At 64.6% G+C, this 17,108-nt stretch carries 16 protein-coding genes; 2 read left to right on the top strand and 14 right to left on the bottom strand.

Going from position 1 to position 17,108, the window contains the following annotated elements; all coding sequences use genetic code 11:
* Nucleotide 1 precedes the first annotated feature (1 nt).
* Nucleotides 2-772, bottom strand: coding sequence for an ABC transporter ATP-binding protein (locus GOQ09_RS17820; RefSeq protein ID WP_157614729.1), 771 nt, complete (start codon nt 770-772; stop codon nt 2-4).
* A 223-nt stretch (nt 773-995) separates the two neighbouring features.
* Here GOQ09_RS17820 and GOQ09_RS17825 point away from each other — a divergent pair, with 223 nt between their 5' ends.
* Complete coding sequence (locus GOQ09_RS17825) at nt 996-2,195, top strand: AGE family epimerase/isomerase (RefSeq protein ID WP_157614730.1); 1,200 nt, start codon at nt 996-998, stop codon at nt 2,193-2,195.
* A gap of 45 nt (nt 2,196-2,240) precedes the next feature.
* On the opposite strand, the gene GOQ09_RS17830 is transcribed toward GOQ09_RS17825, so the two are convergent.
* The 4 genes from GOQ09_RS17830 to GOQ09_RS17845 are packed head-to-tail and all read right to left on the bottom strand — an operon-like array spanning nt 2,241 to nt 7,216.
* Nucleotides 2,241-3,806, bottom strand: coding sequence for a DHA2 family efflux MFS transporter permease subunit (locus GOQ09_RS17830; protein WP_157614731.1), 1,566 nt, complete (start codon nt 3,804-3,806; stop codon nt 2,241-2,243).
* A 27-nt stretch (nt 3,807-3,833) separates the two neighbouring features.
* The gene (locus GOQ09_RS17835; RefSeq protein WP_157614732.1) at nt 3,834-5,171 is read right to left on the bottom strand and encodes an efflux RND transporter periplasmic adaptor subunit; all 1,338 of its coding nucleotides are present in this window, start codon (nt 5,169-5,171) and stop codon (nt 3,834-3,836) included.
* A gap of 34 nt (nt 5,172-5,205) precedes the next feature.
* Nucleotides 5,206-6,687, bottom strand: a complete 1,482-nt coding sequence (locus GOQ09_RS17840; RefSeq protein ID WP_157614733.1) for an efflux transporter outer membrane subunit — start codon at nt 6,685-6,687, stop codon at nt 5,206-5,208.
* On the bottom strand, nt 6,680-7,216 hold the full coding sequence (locus GOQ09_RS17845; protein WP_157616754.1) for a MarR family winged helix-turn-helix transcriptional regulator: 537 nt from the start codon (nt 7,214-7,216) through the stop codon (nt 6,680-6,682). The genes GOQ09_RS17840 and GOQ09_RS17845 overlap by 8 nt, the downstream gene beginning before the upstream one ends.
* Before the next feature lie 76 nt (nt 7,217-7,292).
* Between GOQ09_RS17845 and GOQ09_RS17850 the strand changes: the two genes are divergently transcribed.
* Nucleotides 7,293-9,077, top strand: a complete 1,785-nt coding sequence (locus tag GOQ09_RS17850) for an ABC transporter transmembrane domain-containing protein (RefSeq protein WP_157614734.1) — start codon at nt 7,293-7,295, stop codon at nt 9,075-9,077.
* Between the two features lie 30 nt (nt 9,078-9,107).
* On the opposite strand, the gene GOQ09_RS17855 is transcribed toward GOQ09_RS17850, so the two are convergent.
* Genes GOQ09_RS17855 through nuoI form a run of 9 tightly spaced genes read right to left on the bottom strand, consistent with a single transcriptional unit; the run spans nt 9,108 to nt 17,099 of the window.
* Nucleotides 9,108-9,572, bottom strand: coding sequence for a DUF1178 family protein (locus GOQ09_RS17855; RefSeq protein WP_157614735.1), 465 nt, complete (start codon nt 9,570-9,572; stop codon nt 9,108-9,110).
* Between the two features lie 7 nt (nt 9,573-9,579).
* On the bottom strand, nt 9,580-10,185 hold the full coding sequence (locus tag GOQ09_RS17860; protein ID WP_157614736.1) for an NUDIX domain-containing protein: 606 nt from the start codon (nt 10,183-10,185) through the stop codon (nt 9,580-9,582).
* Nucleotides 10,178-10,492, bottom strand: coding sequence for a DUF2818 family protein (locus GOQ09_RS17865; protein WP_157614737.1), 315 nt, complete (start codon nt 10,490-10,492; stop codon nt 10,178-10,180). Before GOQ09_RS17865 ends, GOQ09_RS17860 begins: the two co-directional genes overlap by 8 nt.
* 16 nt (nt 10,493-10,508) lie before the next feature.
* Nucleotides 10,509-11,996 (bottom strand): NADH-quinone oxidoreductase subunit NuoN, encoded by a 1,488-nt coding sequence (gene nuoN, locus GOQ09_RS17870; protein ID WP_157614738.1) that lies wholly within the window; start codon nt 11,994-11,996, stop codon nt 10,509-10,511.
* A 24-nt stretch (nt 11,997-12,020) separates the two neighbouring features.
* Entirely contained in the window at nt 12,021-13,496 is a 1,476-nt protein-coding gene (locus tag GOQ09_RS17875) for an NADH-quinone oxidoreductase subunit M (protein WP_157614739.1), read from the bottom strand.
* A gap of 25 nt (nt 13,497-13,521) precedes the next feature.
* Nucleotides 13,522-15,558 (bottom strand): NADH-quinone oxidoreductase subunit L, encoded by a 2,037-nt coding sequence (nuoL, locus tag GOQ09_RS17880; protein WP_157614740.1) that lies wholly within the window; start codon nt 15,556-15,558, stop codon nt 13,522-13,524.
* A 7-nt stretch (nt 15,559-15,565) separates the two neighbouring features.
* Nucleotides 15,566-15,874 carry an NADH-quinone oxidoreductase subunit NuoK gene (gene nuoK / locus GOQ09_RS17885; protein ID WP_012748597.1) on the bottom strand — a complete coding sequence of 103 codons (309 nt, stop codon included), beginning with the start codon at nt 15,872-15,874 and terminating at the stop codon, nt 15,566-15,568.
* Nucleotides 15,871-16,539, bottom strand: a complete 669-nt coding sequence (locus GOQ09_RS17890) for an NADH-quinone oxidoreductase subunit J (protein WP_157614741.1) — start codon at nt 16,537-16,539, stop codon at nt 15,871-15,873. The genes nuoK and GOQ09_RS17890 overlap by 4 nt, the downstream gene beginning before the upstream one ends.
* A 38-nt stretch (nt 16,540-16,577) precedes the next feature.
* Nucleotides 16,578-17,099, bottom strand: coding sequence for an NADH-quinone oxidoreductase subunit NuoI (nuoI, locus tag GOQ09_RS17895; RefSeq protein ID WP_055805171.1), 522 nt, complete (start codon nt 17,097-17,099; stop codon nt 16,578-16,580).
* Between the last annotated feature and the right edge of the window lie 9 nt (nt 17,100-17,108).

The raw sequence follows: 17,108 nt of genomic DNA on the forward strand, positions 1-17,108 counted from the left end.
GTCAATGCGCCCCCTGCAGTTGACCTTCGGTGGTGCCCATGTAGGCTTCCATCACCTGCGGATTCTTCGAGACTTCAGCGTACGGCCCTTCGGCCAGCACGGCGCCGCGCTGAAGCACGGTGATGGTGTCTGCAATGGTCGAGACCACGCTCATGTTGTGCTCGACCATGAGGATGGTGCGGCCTGCCGACACGCGCTTGATGAGTTCAGCCACGCGGTGCACATCTTCATGGCCCATGCCCTGCGTGGGTTCGTCGAGCAGCATCAGCTCGGGGTCCATGGCCAGAGTGGTGGCAATTTCGAGCGCGCGCTTGTGGCCGTAGGGCAGGTTCACGGTGAGTTCGTCCGCCTGGTCCGCCAGGCCGACCTCGGCCAGCAGTTCGCGGGCGCGTGCATCCAGCGGCGTGAGTGTCTTTTCGCTCTTCCAGAAATGGTACGAAGTGCCGAGCGCGCGCTGCAGGCCGAGGCGCACGTTCTCCAGCAGCGTGAGGTGCGGAAACACCGCCGAGATCTGGAACGAGCGGATGATGCCGCGCCGGGCGATCTGCGCGGGCTGCTCGCCCGTGATGTCTTGCCCGTTGAACAGGATCGTGCCGCTGGTCGGCTCGAGAAACTTGGTGAGCAGGTTGAAGCAGGTCGTCTTGCCGGCACCGTTGGGACCGATGAGCGCATGGATGGAGCCGCGCACCACCGACAGGTTGACCTTGCTGACCGCGGTGAACCCTTTGAATTCCTTGGTGAGCTGGCGTGTTTCGAGGATGACGTCGCTCATCTCGCGAAGTCGCCCGGGTTCAGGAAAGATATGTCGGTCATGCGGTCCATCTCATGCGCCACTACCGAGCGCGGCCTGATTGTTGGTGGGCGCCTCGCACTTGCATACTGGGGCAAATGCCTATGCTGCAGTGCAACCTGCCCGCGCCGGCGGTTCCGGCATCGGGCGACTGTCGTCACAATGACAATGGCTTATCGGTTCGAACCCTTACCCCGTGTTTCCCATGCCGAACTTCCGCTCACCCGACTTTCTTGCTGACCACATCCTGAACACGCTGGCGTTCTATGCGCCGGTCAGCCGCGACCCGTCAGGCGGCTTCTTTCATTTCTTCAAGGACGACGGCGCGGTGTACGACCGGCGCACGCGGCACCTGGTAAGCAGCACGCGCTTCGTCTTCAACCATGCCATGGCGTACCGGCGCTTCGGCAAGCCGCAGGATCTGGAGGCGGCACGCCACGGCCTCGCGTTCGTGCAGCATGCGCATGCGCAGCCGGGAGGCGGCTATGCATGGCAGATCGACTGGCACGATGCGCAAGCCGGCGTGCAAGACGGCACGCACCATTGCTACGGCCTCGCCTTCGTGCTGCTTGCTCACGCGCACGCGCTGATGGCGGGCATCGGCGAAGCGCGCGCGGGACTCGAGCAAACCTGGCAGTTGATGGAACAGCGTTTCTGGGAGCCGCAACATGCGCTGTATGCCGACGAAGCCACTCCTGATTGGCACGTGGGGCCGTATCGGGGACAGAACGCCAACATGCATGCCTGCGAGGCGATGCTTGCCGCATACGAAGCAACGCAGGAGCCGCGCTATCTCGATCGTGCGCGGGCGCTTGCAGCATCGGTAACGGGCAAGCTCGCCGCGCTGGCCGGCGGACTCGTGTGGGAGCACTACCGCGAAGACTGGTCGATCGACTGGGACTACAACCGCGGCGACAAGACCAACATCTTCCGGCCCTGGGGTTTTCAGACGGGCCATCTCACCGAGTGGACCAAGCTGCTGCTGCAGCTGGAGCGAGCGCTTGTTGCCGCGGGCCGCGAAGCGGACTGGATCGTGCCGCGTGCCAGGCATTTCTTCGACACCGCCATGCTGCGCGGCTGGGACGCGGAACATGGCGGCCTCGTCTACGGATTCGGCCCCGACGGCAAAGTGTGCGACGGCGACAAGTACTTCTGGGTGCAGGCCGAGAGCTTCGCCGCCGCGGCGCTGCTGGCCGCGCGCACCGGCGATGCGGGCTATTGGAGCTGGTACGACCGCATCTGGGCCTACAGCTGGGAGCATTTCGTCGACCACCGGCACGGGGCGTGGTACCGCATTCTCACGCCGGACAACCGCAAGATCAGCGACGAGAAGAGCCCCGCCGGCAAGACGGACTATCACACCATGGGCGCGTGCTACGACGTGCTGCGCGCGCTGGGTGCGTGACCAGCGCGCGCAGTGCCCCCGGTGGTGCGCGGCTTTGCTCGACGCCTAGTGCGCGCCTGCCGCGGCGTCGCCGCCCGCTCCGCCCTTTTGCGGCCGTGCCAACCATACCAGCGGTATCAGCAGCAGGAACAGAATGGCCGACGCATAGAAGATGTCGTTCGCGGCCAGCATGAACGACTGCTGGTCGACCAGCCGGTTGATCTGGCCCAGCACCTGCTCGCTGCTCAAGCCGCTGCTCGCCAACCCGTTCATCGCGCTGGTTGCCGCGCCGTTGCCCAGGTTCACCGATTCGGCCAGTTGCGAGTGATGCAGCGCGGCGCGGTTCTCCCACAGCGTGGTGGTGATCGAAGTGCCCATGGCGCCCGCGGTAATGCGCAGGAAGTTCGACAGGCCCGAGGCAGCCGGAATGCGGTCGGGCGTGAGGCCCGACAGCGTGATGGTCACCAGCGGAATGAAGAAGAACGCCATTGCAATGCCCTGGATGATCGTCGGGATGATGATCGTCACGAAGTCGGCCTGCGTGTTGAAGTTCGACCGCATCCACAGCACCAGCGCAAACACCAGGAACGAGAAGGTCGCGTAGCGGCGCGGATCGATCTTCGACACGGTGAGCCCCACCACCGGCGAGAAGAAGATGGCCAGGAGCCCCACGGGCGCCATGATCATGCCGGCCTGCGTGGCGGTGTAGCCCATCCACTGCTGCAGCCACAGCGGCAGCAGCACCACGTTGCCGAAGAACAGGCCGTAAGCCACGGCGGTGGCCACCGCGCCCGACCAGAAGTTGCGCCGCTTGAAGAGCGAAAGGTCGACCACCGGGTGCTTGTCCGTCAGCTCCCAAATAAGGAAGAACGCGAAGCCGACCACGGCCACCACCGCCATCGTGATGATCTCGGGCGAATGGAACCAGTCGAGCTCCTTGCCCTTGTCGAGCATGAGCTGCATCGCGCCGACCCACAGCACCAGCAGTGCGAGGCCGATGGCGTCGATGGGCACCTTGCGCGTGGTGCTTTCACGGTCGCGGTAAAGCGCCCAGGTGATGGCCGCCGCAACAATGCCCACGGGAATGTTGATGTAGAAGATCCACGGCCACGAGATGTTGTCGGTGATCCAGCCGCCAAGGAGCGGCCCCATCACAGGCGCCACGAGCGTGGTCATCGACCACATGGCCATGGCCAGGCCGGCCTTGGCGCGCGGGTAGCTCGAGAGCAGCAGCGTCTGCGACAGCGGGATCATCGGGCCCGCGACGAAGCCCTGCAGCGCGCGGAACGCGATCAGCATGGTCATGTTGGGTGCCAGCCCGCAGAGCAGCGAACTGACCATGAAAAGGATCACGCTCGCCATGAACAGGCGCACCTGGCCGAAGCGCTGGGTCATGAAACCCGTGAGCGGCACCGCAATGGCGTTGGCCACCGCGAAACTGGTGATGACCCAGGTGCCCTGGGTGGTGCTCACCCCCAGGTCGCCCGAGATGGCCGGCAGCGACACGTTCGCGATCGACGAATCGAGCACGTTCATGAACGTTGCCGCAGAAAGCGCGATGGTGCCCCACACGCGGGCGGAGCCCTCGAGCGGCGGCGGCGCTACGTAAGCGGAAGCGGCAGCAGTGGCCATTGGCTTTGCCTTGAAGACCGGCGGCGATCAGCCGGGGTGCGACTGCGATGCCGTGTGACCCGCGTTGCCTGCGGTTGCGGACGTTGCTGCGGCACGGCCCGCCGGCTGCGCGGCCGCTGCGGGCGCGCTGCGGCCGAGGTTGGCGGCCACGATGCGATCGACTTCTGCATTGGCACCGTCGTCGAGCTTGCTGTAGACCTGCGTCTGCGAAATGGCCGTGGCGCGCGGCGCATCGGCCAGCATCTTGCCGCCCTTCTGCGTGATGTCGATCTCCGCGTCCATCGAAAGGCCGATGCGCAGCGGGTTGGCCTTGAGCTGCTCGGGGTCGAGCGCAATGCGCACGGGCACGCGCTGCACCACCTTGATCCAGTTGCCGGTGGCATTCTGCGCGGGCAGCAGCGCAAACGCACTGCCGGTGCCCACGCCCAGGCCCGCAACCTTGCCGGTGTACTCGACCTTCTTGCCGTACACGTCGGCGGTGAGCTTCACGGGCTGGTCGATGCGGATGTTGCGCAGCTGCACTTCCTTGAAGTTCGCGTCGACCCACAGCTGGTTCAGCGGCACGATCGACATCATCGGCGTGCCGGCCGCCACGCGCTGGCCGAGCTGCACCGTGCGCTTGGCGACGTAGCCGTCCACCGGCGCGGGCATGGCCACGCGCTGCGTGGCGAGGTAGGCCTCGCGCACCTTGGCGGCGGCGGCCAGCACGCTCGGGTGCTGGGCCACGCTGGTGCCTTCGGTCAGCGACTGGTTGCTTGCAAGCTGCTCGCGCGCGGCCACCACGCCGGCTTGCGCCGCTGCGAGTTGGCTCTTGGCGTTGTCGAGCGCGGTTTCGGCGTGGTTGAGTTCTTCCTTGGAGACGGCGCCGTTGCCCGACAGCGCGCGGCGGCGCTGCAGGTCGTCCTGCGCCTTGGCAATGTCGCTCTGCGCCTTGACGATGTCGGCTTGGCGCAAGCTGACCTGCGCCGCGAGCGAGCCGTTGTTGGCGTACAGCGTGCGCACCTGGCGCACCGCTTGGGCGAGCGCGGCCTCGGCCTGTTCGAGCGCCACCTTCGCATCGGCGGGGTCCAGCTGCACCAGCGGCTGGCCGGCTTTCACGAAGTCGGTGTCGTCGGCGTTGATGGCCATGACGGTGCCGCCGATCTGGGGCGTGATCTGGATCACGTTGCCCTGCACGTAGGCGTTGTCGGTGTTCTCGTAGTGGCTGGCAACCAGCCATTCGTAGAGGCCCCAGCCGCCGCCGGCGACGATGACCACCGCGGCAAGCGCTGTGAGTGCGCGGCGGCGCTTGCCGTTGCTGGCAGGGGCTTCGGGTGTTGCAGAGGCTGCAGTGGCAGCGGGCGTCGGAGTGTTGTTATCGCTCATGATGAAGTTCTTTCCGAAGACGAAAAATGTCGGTTCAGTTCAGTGCGGCCGATGAGGCCGGCGCATTGGCCGTGGCCGTGGCTGGCGCTTGCCAGCCGCCGCCGAGGGCGCGCGCCAGGCCCACCTGCGTGTCGAGGGCGCGCGCGGCAAGGTCCACGGCCAGCCGGCGTTGTGCGAGCACGGCGGTCTCCGCGGTCAGCACGTTGAGGTAGTTGCCGAGGCCTGCGCGGTAGCGCTGCACGGCAATGTCGTAGGCGCCTTCGGCCGCGGTCTGCGCGTCGCGTTGTTCGGCCTGCTGGCGTGCGATCGACTGCGCGCTCGACGCCTGGTCGGCCGCGTCGCGCACCGCATCGATCACCGTGGCGTTGTAGCTCTCGATGGCTGCGTCGAGATCGGCGGCCTTGCCGCGCAGGTTGGCGCGCAGCTGGCCGCCTTCGAAGATCGGCAGATGGATGGCGGGGCCCACGCCCCACTGCTCGCTGCCCGACTTGAGCAGCTTGCCGAAACCCAGGCTCTGGAAGCCGGCAAAGGCCGTGAGGTTCACGTTGGGATAGAACTGCGTCTTTGCATTGGCCACGTCGCTCGTGGCTGCTTCGACGCGCCAGCGCGCGGCCGCAATGTCGGCGCGGCGGCCGAGCAGGTCGGCCGGAATATTGGCTTGCATCGCAATCGGCTTGACTGCTTCGAGCATCGGCGGCTTGAGCGATGCGGACACGTTGGGCTGGCCCACGAGTGCATCGAGCGCGTGCTGCTGCAGCGCAATCTGCTCCCTGAGCGCTTCGATCTGCTGGCGCGCCTCGGGCAGGCCGCCTTCGCTCTGGCGCAGCTCGAGGCGGGTGTCGAGGCCGGCGGACACGCGGTCGCGTACCAGCTTGAGCGTTTCATCGCGCTGGGCCAGCGTGCGCTGGGCCACGCCGAGCTGTTCGTTCAGCCGGGCCCATTGAAAGTAGCTGCGCGCCACGTTGCTGGCCAGCAGCACGCGGGCGGCATCGGCGTCGGCCGCAGCTGCATTGGCGGCGCCGATGGCGGCCTCGAGCGCGGTGCGGTTCTTGCCGAAGAAGTCGAGCTCCCAGCTTGCGCCGAGCTGCAGCAGCCCGATGTTCTGGGTCGAGCCGCCTAGCGGTGCGGGATAGATGTAGTTGCTGTTGAACTTCTGGCGGTTCAGGTTCAGCTCGCCGTTTACCTTTGGCTTGAGGGCCGACTCGGCAATGTCCGCCGAGGCTTGCGCCCGCGCGAGGCGCGCACGTGCCACCTGGAGGTTAGGGTTGCCGTCCACGGCCCGGTCGATCAGCGTGTTGAGTTGCGCGTCGCCAAAAGTGCGCCACCACTGGCTGTCGACGCTGGGCACAACCGCCGCATTGGTGTCGGCGGCAATGCCGAGAGACGACGCATCGCGCAGCTTGGCGTGCGAGTTGATGCCGGCCATGTCAGCACAGCCGGCCAGCGCAACCATGAGGAGCGCGGCGGCAACAACAGGGGTGCGGCGCATGGCGCGCGCGGCAAGGGATTCAGTCATTCTTTTCTCCACGGGCTGCGAGGGCCTGCGCGTTCTCGAGGATGCGGCGCAGGTAACCCTTAAGCTGCTCCCATTCTTCGTTGGTGAAACCCGCCAGGTGCTCGTTCTGCACGCGGCTGAGCACGTGCGGAACTTCCTTGGCGGCGGCACGGCCTTCTTCGGTAAGTTCGATATTGACCACGCGACGGTCTTCGAGCGACCGGACGCGGCGGCACAGGCCCTTGGCTTCCAGGCGGTCGAGCAGGCGCGTCATGGCACCGGCGTCGAGCTCGCAAGCCCGGGCCAGTTCGGCGACCGTTGTGGCGGCGCCGACGTGCAACTTGTACAGGGGCAACCATTGGGGAAAGGTCGGGCTGCCGGGCTCGCACATGCGGGTTTCCACGGCCTGGGCCACCGCACTCAATATGCGCCGCATCAAATACCCGATGCTTTCCTCGGCTTTGTAGGTCTCGGCTCGGTAGAAGTCGGCCGGCCGCCGTTCGGGGTCACCGAAGGCGGAAGGGACTTGCGGGGTGTCTGCATCGCTCATGGCCCAAATATTAATTGCCCAAGCAATTATTGTCAAGGCCGCCTTTGCGGCGGCAAGGGTCGCTAGAATCGGTCTCATGGCTTCCTCTCCCCTGTCCTCGCCGGCCAAGGGCTCGCCCCGATCCCTGTCGGGCCTGAGCCCTTTTCTTCGGCCCTACCGCGTCCAGATCGTGCTGGCCGGAATTTTTCTGGTGATGGCTGCCGTCACTACGCTGGTGTTTCCGCTGGCGCTGCGCAGCCTCATAGACGGCGGACTGATCAGCGCCGACAAGGGTGCACAAACCATGGCATTGCGCGAGCATTTCGGCGCCCTTTTCGCTGTGGCCGTGGCACTGGGGGTTTTCTCGGCGGCGCGCTTCTATACGGTGAGCTGGCTCGGCGAGCGCGTGACAGCCGACCTGCGCAATGCGGTCTACGGACACGTGCTGCGCCAGAGCCCGGCGTTCTTCGAGACGACGCAAACCGGCGAAGTGCTGTCGCGCCTGACGGCGGACACCACGCTGGTACAGACGGTGGTCGGCTCGTCCCTCAGCATGGGGCTGCGCAACGCCGTCATGGGCGTTGGCGCGCTGGCGGTGCTGATCTGGACCAACCCCTACGTGATGGTGCAGGTGCTGGGCATTCTGGTGCTGGTGGTGCTGCCGAGCATGTGGTTTGGCCGGCGCGTGCGCAAGCTCTCGCGCGCCAGCCAGGACCGCGTGGCCGATTCGAGCGCCATCGCGGCCGAGGTGCTCAATGCGATTCCGGTGGTGCAAAGCTACACCGCCGAAGCGCGTGAGGCCGGCCGCTTCAATGCGTCGACCGAGAACGCCTTCAGAACCGCCGTGCGGCGCACCAAGGCGCGCTCGGTGCTGGTGGCCTTCATCATCATCGCGACGTCGGCGGCGCTGCTCTGGGGCCTGTACCAGGGCACGCAAGCCGTGCTGCGCGGCGACATCACGGCCGGCCATCTCGGCCAGACGGTCGTTTATGTGGCCATTCTTGCAAGCGCGACCGCCGTGCTTGGCGAGGTCTACGGCGATCTGCTTCGGGCAGCGGGCGCCACCGAGCGCCTGATGGAACTGCTGCACGCGCCGGCCGCCATCGTTTCGCCGGCCGCACCCGCGGCTGCGCCCGTTCCGGTGGCGGGCAGTGCCGTCAAGTTCGAGGCCGTCACTTTTCACTACCCTTCCAGGCCCGGCACTCCGGCGCTGAAAGACTTCAGCCTGGACGTCGCACCCGGTGAGACGGTGGCGCTGGTGGGTTCGAGCGGCGCAGGCAAGAGCACGGTTTTCCAGCTGCTGCTGCGCTACTACGATCCGCAGTCGGGCCACTTGCTGCTCGACGGCGCGCCGCTGGCTTCACTGGCCTTGCCAGACCTGCGCACGCGTATCGGACTGGTGCCGCAAGACGCGGTGATCTTCTCGGCCAGCGCCTTCGAGAACATCCGCTATGGCCGCCCCGAGGCAACGGCCGACGAAGTGCACGCCGCTGCCCGCGCAGCCTTTGCCCACGACTTTCTGCAAGCGCTGCCAGAGGGCTACGACACCTTCCTTGGTGAACGTGGGGTGCGCCTTTCGGGCGGACAGCGCCAGCGCATTGCGATTGCGCGCGCCATTCTCAAGAACCCGCCGCTCCTGTTGCTGGACGAAGCCACGAGCGCGCTCGATGCGGAGAGCGAGCGCATGGTGCAGGCCGCGCTCGAATCGGCCATGGAAGGCCGCACTACGCTGGTCATTGCACACCGGCTCGCCACGGTGCAAAAGGCCGATCGCATCATCGTGCTCGACCATGGCGGCATCGTGGAACAAGGGACGCATGCCACGCTGGTGGCGCAAGGCGGGGTGTATGCCCGCCTGGCCGCCCTTCAATTCACTGCCTGAGCCGCCACGACGGGCGGCAGCAGATTGCTGCTACTGCAGCGTTTCCTTGAGGGCTGCGGGAATCGGCAGCGGCATGACCGGAATGCCCTCGTCCATCAGCGCTTCGGTCTGCTCGCGCGTTGCCTGGCCGCGGATGCCGCGCTCTTCGGTTTCGCCGTAATGCATCTTGCGCGCCTCGTCGGCAAAACGGTCGCCGACGTCCTCGGTCTTTGCAAGAACTTCGCGCACGGCGCGCATCCAGCGTGCTTCTGGAGACTGTTCGGCGGGCACCTGGGCTGACGATGCTGCTGGTGCCGGCGATGCGGCGGCCTCTGCGGGCGCCTTGGCATTGCCCAGGTTGAGGCGCGGTGCGCTCAACAGCTTGACGATGCGCGTGTCGGCACAGACCGGGCATTCAACCAGGCCATCGGCGAGTTGACTTTCAAAAGCTTCGTTGGACGCAAACCAGCCTTCGAAGCCGTGGCCGTGCGAGCAGCGGAGATCGAGAACCTTCATGCGCGGATTATCCCGCGCCGCCTTGCGAAGCGGTGCCCTGCCAATCGAGTGCCCATGCGCCCGAAAGGACGTTCTGCAGCCACAGCGTGCAGGTGAGCGACTTGGCGTCGGTGATCTTGCCTTCGCGGCACCAGCCGGCCACTTCCTGCGGCGTGGCCGTGAATACGTCGAGAAACTCGCCGTGGTCGAGCTGGCGCGTGCCGAGCGAGAGGCCGCGCGCAAAGTAGATGTGGATGATTTCGGTGGAGTACGCCACCGCCAGGTGCATGGCGCCGGCATAGGCCCATTCACGCGCGGTGTAGCCGGTTTCCTCGAGCAGTTCGCGCTGGCCGCAAACCAGCGGATCTTCGCCCGCGTCGAGCTTGCCGGCCGGAAACTCGACCATCACATGTCCAACCGGATAGCGGTATTGCCGCTCCAGCACCACGCGGCCGTCGTCCAGAAGAGGAACCACCACCACCGCGCCCGGGTGAATCACGTACTCGCGCGTGGCGGTATGGCCATCGGGCAGACGCACCGTATCGCGGCACACTTTGAGAAAGTTGCCCTTGAGCAGCACCTCGCTGGCGGTGCGTTCTTCCTTCAGATGCGAGTCGATGGCCGGATCAGTCATGTGAGTGCCTATGCTTCATCAGGTAGCGCCAGGTGAACCCGGGAAAAGCCAGCACGATGAAAAGCGCGCCGGTCACCGCATAGAACTCCCAGCCTTGGGGAGCAATCTGCCCTGCCCGGCTTTCGAACAGAAAGCCGATGCCGCCGGCCACGAAATACAGCGCCACCAATTCGGCGAGCCGCACTGCGAGCGGCTTGGGCCGCGTGGCCAGCGGCACGACGCCGAACAACCGTTCATTGAAGAACGGCAGGTTGGCCGCCACCAGCGCTACCAGCAGAACGACCCAGACCGATGCGGTTTGCGACACCGTGAGTGAACCGGGATCAGTTGGCCAGCGTGGCCACGATCGCCTTGGCGCACAGCGTCATGAGGCCGCCGGGAACGATGCCCAGCACGAGAATGAGCAGGCCATTGACCGAGAGCACGGCACGCACGTCGCGCGGCGCCGACACGGTGCTGACGGTAACGGGTGCATCGAAGTACATGACCTTGACCACGCGCAAGTAGTAGAAAGCGCCGATCAGCGACATGATCACCGCGAACACCGCCAAGCCGATGTAGATCGCCTGGCCCGAGGCGATCAGCGCCTGCAGGACCGCGAGCTTGGCGTAGAACCCGACCAGCGGCGGCAGACCGGCGAGCGAGAACATCGCAATAGCCATCACGCCGGCATACAGCGGGCTGCGCTGGTTGAGGCCGGCAAGATCGGTGATTTCTTCGCTTTCGAAGCCTTCGCGCGCCAGCAGCAAAATGATGCCGAAGCTCGCCAGCGTGGTCAGAACGTAGGTCACGATGTAGAACATCGACGCGCTGTATGCGAACTGCGCGTTGTAGGTATTGCCGTTGACCACGCCCGCCACCAAGCCGAGCAGCATGAAGCCCATCTGCGCAATGGTCGAGTAGGCCAGCATGCGCTTGAGGTTGGTCTGCGCAATGGCGGCCAGGTTGCCCACCAGCAGCGAAGCAATCGCCAGCAGGGCCAGCATCTGCTGCCAGTCGATGGCGAGCGGCAGCAGCCCTTCCACCAGCAGGCGGATGATGATGGCAAAGGCGGCCAGCTCGGGCGCCGCGCCGATCAGCAGCGTGACCGCGGTCGGTGCGCCCTGGTACACGTCAGGCACCCACATGTGGAAAGGCGCCGCCCCTACCTTGAAGGCCAGGCCCGCAACGATGAACACCAGGCCGAACACCAGCACCTGATGGTTCACCTTGCCGCTGGCGATGATCTTGAACACTTCGTTCACGTCGAGCGAGCCGGTGGCGCCGTAGAGCATCGATAGGCCGTAGAGCAAGAAGCCGCTGGCCATCGCGCCGAGCACGAAGTACTTCATGGCCGCTTCGCTGGCCACCGCGTTGTCCCGGCGCAGCGCCACCAAGGCGTAGCTGGACAAGGTGAGCAGCTCGAGACCCAGGTAGATCAGGAGGAAGTTGCTGCCCGAGATCATCACGAACATGCCCAGCAGCGCGAACATGCTGATGGTGAACAGTTCGCCGCCGCGCAGCATTTCGCGGTCTGCCGCGTAGGGACGGCCGTAGACCAGCGTGACCATCAGCGCGACCGTGGCAAAGCACTTGAGCCAGTTGCCCATGGGGTCGCTCACGACCATGCCGCCAAAGCCGTAGATCGTCTTGCCGTCGTTGGCGGCCATGCCAGTGAGCACAGCCACCACGGCCAGCGTGAGCAGCGTCAGGATGTAGGTGCGCGTGCGGCGGGCGCTGGTGGTCGACAGGTCGACGAGCGCAATGATGCAGGCCATGACCAGCAGCACGATTTCGGGGTAGATCGCGACCCAGCTGAGTTTGTCAATCATCTCGTTCTCTTCTTCAGCGTGGAATCAGGGCAGTTTGGAAGTTGCCACATGGCGCAGGAGCTCCATCACGGAAACGTCCATCACATCGGTGAATGGCTTCGGATAGATGCCCATCCACAGCACGGCAATGGCAAGCAGCGAGAGCATCAGGAACTCGCGGGCGTTGATGTCGGTGAGCTCCTTGACGTGGTCGTTGCCGACCGGGCCAAGGTACACGCGCTTGTACATCCAGAGGGTGTACGCCGCGCCGAAGATCAGTGCCGTTGCGGCGCCCAGGCCGATCCAGAAGTTGGACTTGACCGCACCCAGGATGACCATCCACTCGCCCACGAAACCGGCGGTGCCCGGCAGGCCGCAATTGGCCATGGCGAACAGCAGCGCGAACGCGGCGAACTTGGGCATGGTGTTGACCACGCCGCCGTAGTCGGCAATCTGGCGCGAATGCACGCGGTCGTAAAGCACGCCGATGCCCAGGAACATGGCGCCCGAGACGAAGCCGTGCGCAATCATCTGCACGATGCCGCCGGACACGCCCAGCTCGTTGAAGATGAAGAAGCCGAGAGTCACGAAGCCCATGTGCGCGACGGATGAATAAGCGACGAGCTTCTTCATGTCTTCCTGCACCAGCGCCACCAGGCCGACGTAGATCACCGCGATGAGCGACAGCGCGATCATGAGCCAGGCCCATTCGTGCGATGCATCGGGAGCGATCGGCATGGAGAAGCGCAGGAAACCATAGGCGCCGAGCTTCAGCATGATGGCGGCCAGCACCGCCGAGCCGCCGGTCGGCGCCTCGACGTGCACGTCGGGCAGCCAGGTGTGGACCGGCCACATCGGCACCTTGACCGCGAAGGCGGCAAAGAACGCGAAGAACAGGAAGGTCTGCGCCGTCGAGCCGAGCGGCAGCTTGTGCCAGCTCAGGATGTCGAAGCTGCCGCCCGACTTGTTGTACAGGTAGATCAACGCCACCAGCATCAGCAGCGAGCCGAGCAAGGTGTAGATGAAGAACTTGAATGCTGCGTAGATCTTGTTCGGACCGCCCCAGATGCCGATGATCAGGTACATCGGGATCAGCGTGGCTTCGAAGAACACGTAGAACAGAATGCCGTCGAGCGCGGCAAACACGCCAATCATGAAGCCGGAAAGAATCAGGAACGCGCCCATGTACTGGTTGACGCGCTCGGTAATCACTTCCCAGGCCGAGATCACGACCACGACGGTAATGAACGAGGTCAGCAGCACCAGCCAGAGCGACAACCCGTCGACACCGAGGTGGTAGTTGACGTTGAAGCGCGATATCCAGCTGGCCTTCTCGACGAACTGCATTGCGGCAGTGCCGTTCTGAAAGCCCGTGTAAAGCGGCACGGTGACCAGGAAGCTGACGATCGCGCCGACCAGCGCGACCCAGCGCACGCCCCTGGCGTTCTCGTCACGCCCAAACGCCAGCAGCGCGGTACCGAATGCGATCGGCACCCAGATGGCAAGGCTCAACAAACCCATTTTTCTTTTTCTCCAGCGTTCGGGCTCAGCGTTTGAACCAGACGAAGTACGTCATCAGGATGAAGATGCCAAGCAGCATCGCGAAGGCGTAGTGATAGATGTAGCCCGACTGCAGCCACCGCACCACACCGGAGATGCGGCCGACGACCTTCCACGAACCGTTGACCACGGCGCCATCGATCAGCGCCTGGTCGCCGCCCTTCCACAGGCCGGTGCCAAGGGCACGCGCGCCGCGGGCGACGATGTTCTCGTTGATCCAGTCGAGGTAGTACTTGTTGTCGAGCAGGCGGTAGACCGGGCCGAACGCGCGCTTGATCGCGGCGGGCACTGCCGGGAACTGCATGTACATGAGGTACGAAACAACCACACCCGCGAGCGCCAGCCAGAACGGCGGGGTTTGCAGTCCGTGGATCGCCATGGCCACCGGGCCGTGGAACGCTTCGCCGAGTTCCTTCATCGCATGGTGCTTGGTAGCGTCCACGAAGATCGCGTCCTTGAAGAACTCGCCGAAGAGCATCGGCTGGATCGTCATGAAGCCGATCACCACGGACGGAATGGCCAGCAGCACCAGCGGCAGCCACACCACCATCGGTGACTCATGCGGCTTGTGGTCTTGATGGCCATGGCCGTGGTCGTCGCCATGCGCTGCATGGTCGTCGTGGTGTGCATCGGGGTTCTGGTCGTAGCGCTCCTTGCCATGGAACACCAGGAAGTACATGCGGAACGAATAGAACGCCGTGACGAACACGCCGGCCAGCACCGCGTAGTAGGCAAACTGCGCACCCCACAGGTGGCTTTCGTGCACCGCCTCGATGATGCTGTCCTTGGAGTAGAAGCCCGAGAAGAACGGCGTGCCGATCAGCGCGAGCGACCCCAGCAGCGACGTGATCCAGGTAATGGGCATGTACTTGCGCACGCCGCCCATCCAGCGGATGTCCTGGTTGTGGTGCATGCCGATGATCACCGATCCTGCGCCCAGGAAGAGAAGCGCCTTGAAGAAGGCGTGCGTCATCAGGTGGAACACCGCGACCGAATAGGCCGACGCGCCAAGCGCCACCGTCATGTAGCCGAGCTGCGAGAGCGTCGAGTACGCGACCACGCGCTTGATGTCGTTCTGGATGATGCCCAGGAATCCCATGAACAGCGCCGTGATGGCACCGATCACCAGGATGAACGAGAGCGCGGTATCGCTGAGTTCGAACAGCGGCGACATGCGCGCCACCATGAAGATGCCGGCCGTCACCATGGTTGCCGCGTGGATCAGCGCGGAGATGGGCGTCGGGCCTTCCATCGAGTCGGGCAGCCACACGTGCAGCGGGAACTGCGCGCTCTTGCCCATGGCGCCGATGAACAGGCAGATGCAGATCACGGTCACCAGCATCCACTCGGTGCCGGGGAAGGTAATGCCGGCCAGCGTGTTGGCCTTGGCGAAGGCTTCGCCGTAGTTCAGCGTGCCGGCGTAGGCCGCGATCAGGCCGATGCCCAGGATGAAGCCGAAGTCGCCCACGCGGTTGACCAGGAAGGCCTTCATGTTGGCGAAGATGGCCGTGGGCTTGTTGAACCAGAAGCCGATCAACAGGTACGACACCAAGCCCACCGCTTCCCAGCCGAAGAACAGCTGGAGCATGTTGTTGCTCATGACGAGCATCAGCATGGAGAAGGTGAAGAGCGAGATGTACGCGAAGAAGCGGTTGTAGCCCTCGTCTTCTTCCATGTAGCCAATGGTGTAGATGTGCACCATCAGCGAGACGAAGGTCACCACGCACATCATCATGGCCGTGAGCCCGTCGACCAGGAAGCCGACTTCCATCTTCAGGCCGCCGACCATCATCCATTCGTAGATGGTGGCGTTGAAGCGGGCGCCGTCGACGACCACCGACTTCAGCGTCATGGCCGAGATGATGAAGGCGACCAGCACGCCGAGGATGGTCAGCGAATGCGTGACTTTGCGGCCGATGTGGTTGCCGCCGAACTTCGTGCCGAACAGGCCGGCAACGGCGGCGCCGACCAGGGGTGCCAGCGGCACGGCCAGCAGGGTGGATGCGGAAAGGGTTGCGCTCATACTGCTTTCAACCCTTGAGCGAGTTGAGTTCGTCTACGTTGATGTTGGATTTGTTGCGGAACAACAAGACCAGCAGCGCGAGACCGATTGCCGACTCGGCCGCAGCCACCGTCAGGATGAAGAACACGAAGATCTGGCCGTGCATGTCGCCCAGGTAGTACGAGAACGCCACGAAGTTCATGTTTACCGCGAGCAGCATCAGCTCGATCGCCATCAGCAGCACGATGAGGTTCTTGCGGTTCAGGAAAATGCCGATCACCGAAAGCGCAAAGAGCATTGCGCCGAGCGAAAGAAAGTGTCCGAGCGTGAGCGTCATGCCTTGTTTTCCTTTGCCGCCGCTGCTGTGCCTGCATCTGCGGGTGCTTCGACCACGGGCTCGGCAGCGCGCGTGACCGGCATCTGCACGATGCGCACGCGGTCGCGTGCCTTCACGCGCACCTGGTCGGACGGGTTGACGTACTTGCTGTCCTTGCGGGTACGCAGCGTGAGTGCAATGGCGGCCACGATGGCCACGAGCAGGATGACAGCCGCAATTTCGAGCGGGTACAGGTACTCGGAGTACAGCAGCTTGCCGAGCTCGAGCGTGTTGGAACTGTTGGCTGCAGCGGCAGCCCCGGCGCGCGGCGGCTCCGCCAGGCGGAAGCCGCCCATCAGCACGGCAGCCATTTCAAGCGCAATGAGCGCGCCCACGCCAGCTGCCAGCGGAAAGTGCTTCCAGAACCCCTGCCGCAAGCCGTCCACGTTGATGTCCAGCATCATCACGACGAACAGGAACAGCACCATCACCGCCCCCACGTAGACGAGCACGAGCGAGATCGCCAGGAACTCGGCGCGCAGCAGCAGCCAGATGGCCGACGCCTGGAAGAAGGCGAGCACCAGGTACAGCGCCGCGTACACGGGATTGCGGGCGGTGATGACGCGGAAGGCCGCGAACAGCAGCACCGCGGCAAACAGATAGAACAGACCGGTCTTGACGTCCATTGGAATTCGAATTGGTACGGGGTTCGGGCTGGCCGGGATCAGCGGTACTTGGCGTCGGCCGCCTTGTTCGCTGCAATTTCTTTTTCGTAGCGGTCGCCCACGGCAAGGAGCATGTCCTTGGTGAAGTACAGGTCGCCGCGCTTTTCGCCGTGGTATTCGAAGATGTGGGTTTCGACGATCGAATCGACCGGGCAGCTTTCTTCGCAGAAGCCGCAGAAGATGCACTTGGTCAGGTCGATGTCGTAGCGCGTGGTGCGGCGCGAGCCGTCGTCGCGCACATCGGATTCGATGGTGATGGCGAGTGCGGGGCAAACGGCCTCGCAGAGCTTGCAGGCAATGCAGCGCTCTTCGCCGTTTTCGTAGCGGCGCAGCGCATGCAGGCCGCGAAAACGCGGCGACAGCGGCGTCTTCTCTTCCGGGAACTGCACCGTGATCTTGCGGGCGAAAGCGTACTTGCCGGTGATGGCCAGGCCCTTGAACAGTTCGAACAGCATGAAGCTGCCCAGAAAGTCCTTGAGCGAGAACGGAGCGGACGTTGTTGCGGTATGCGCAGCAGACATGATGTTGGC

It is taken from the genome of Variovorax paradoxus (genome assembly GCF_009755665.1).
GTDB classification, from domain to species: domain Bacteria; phylum Pseudomonadota; class Gammaproteobacteria; order Burkholderiales; family Burkholderiaceae_C; genus Variovorax; species Variovorax paradoxus_G.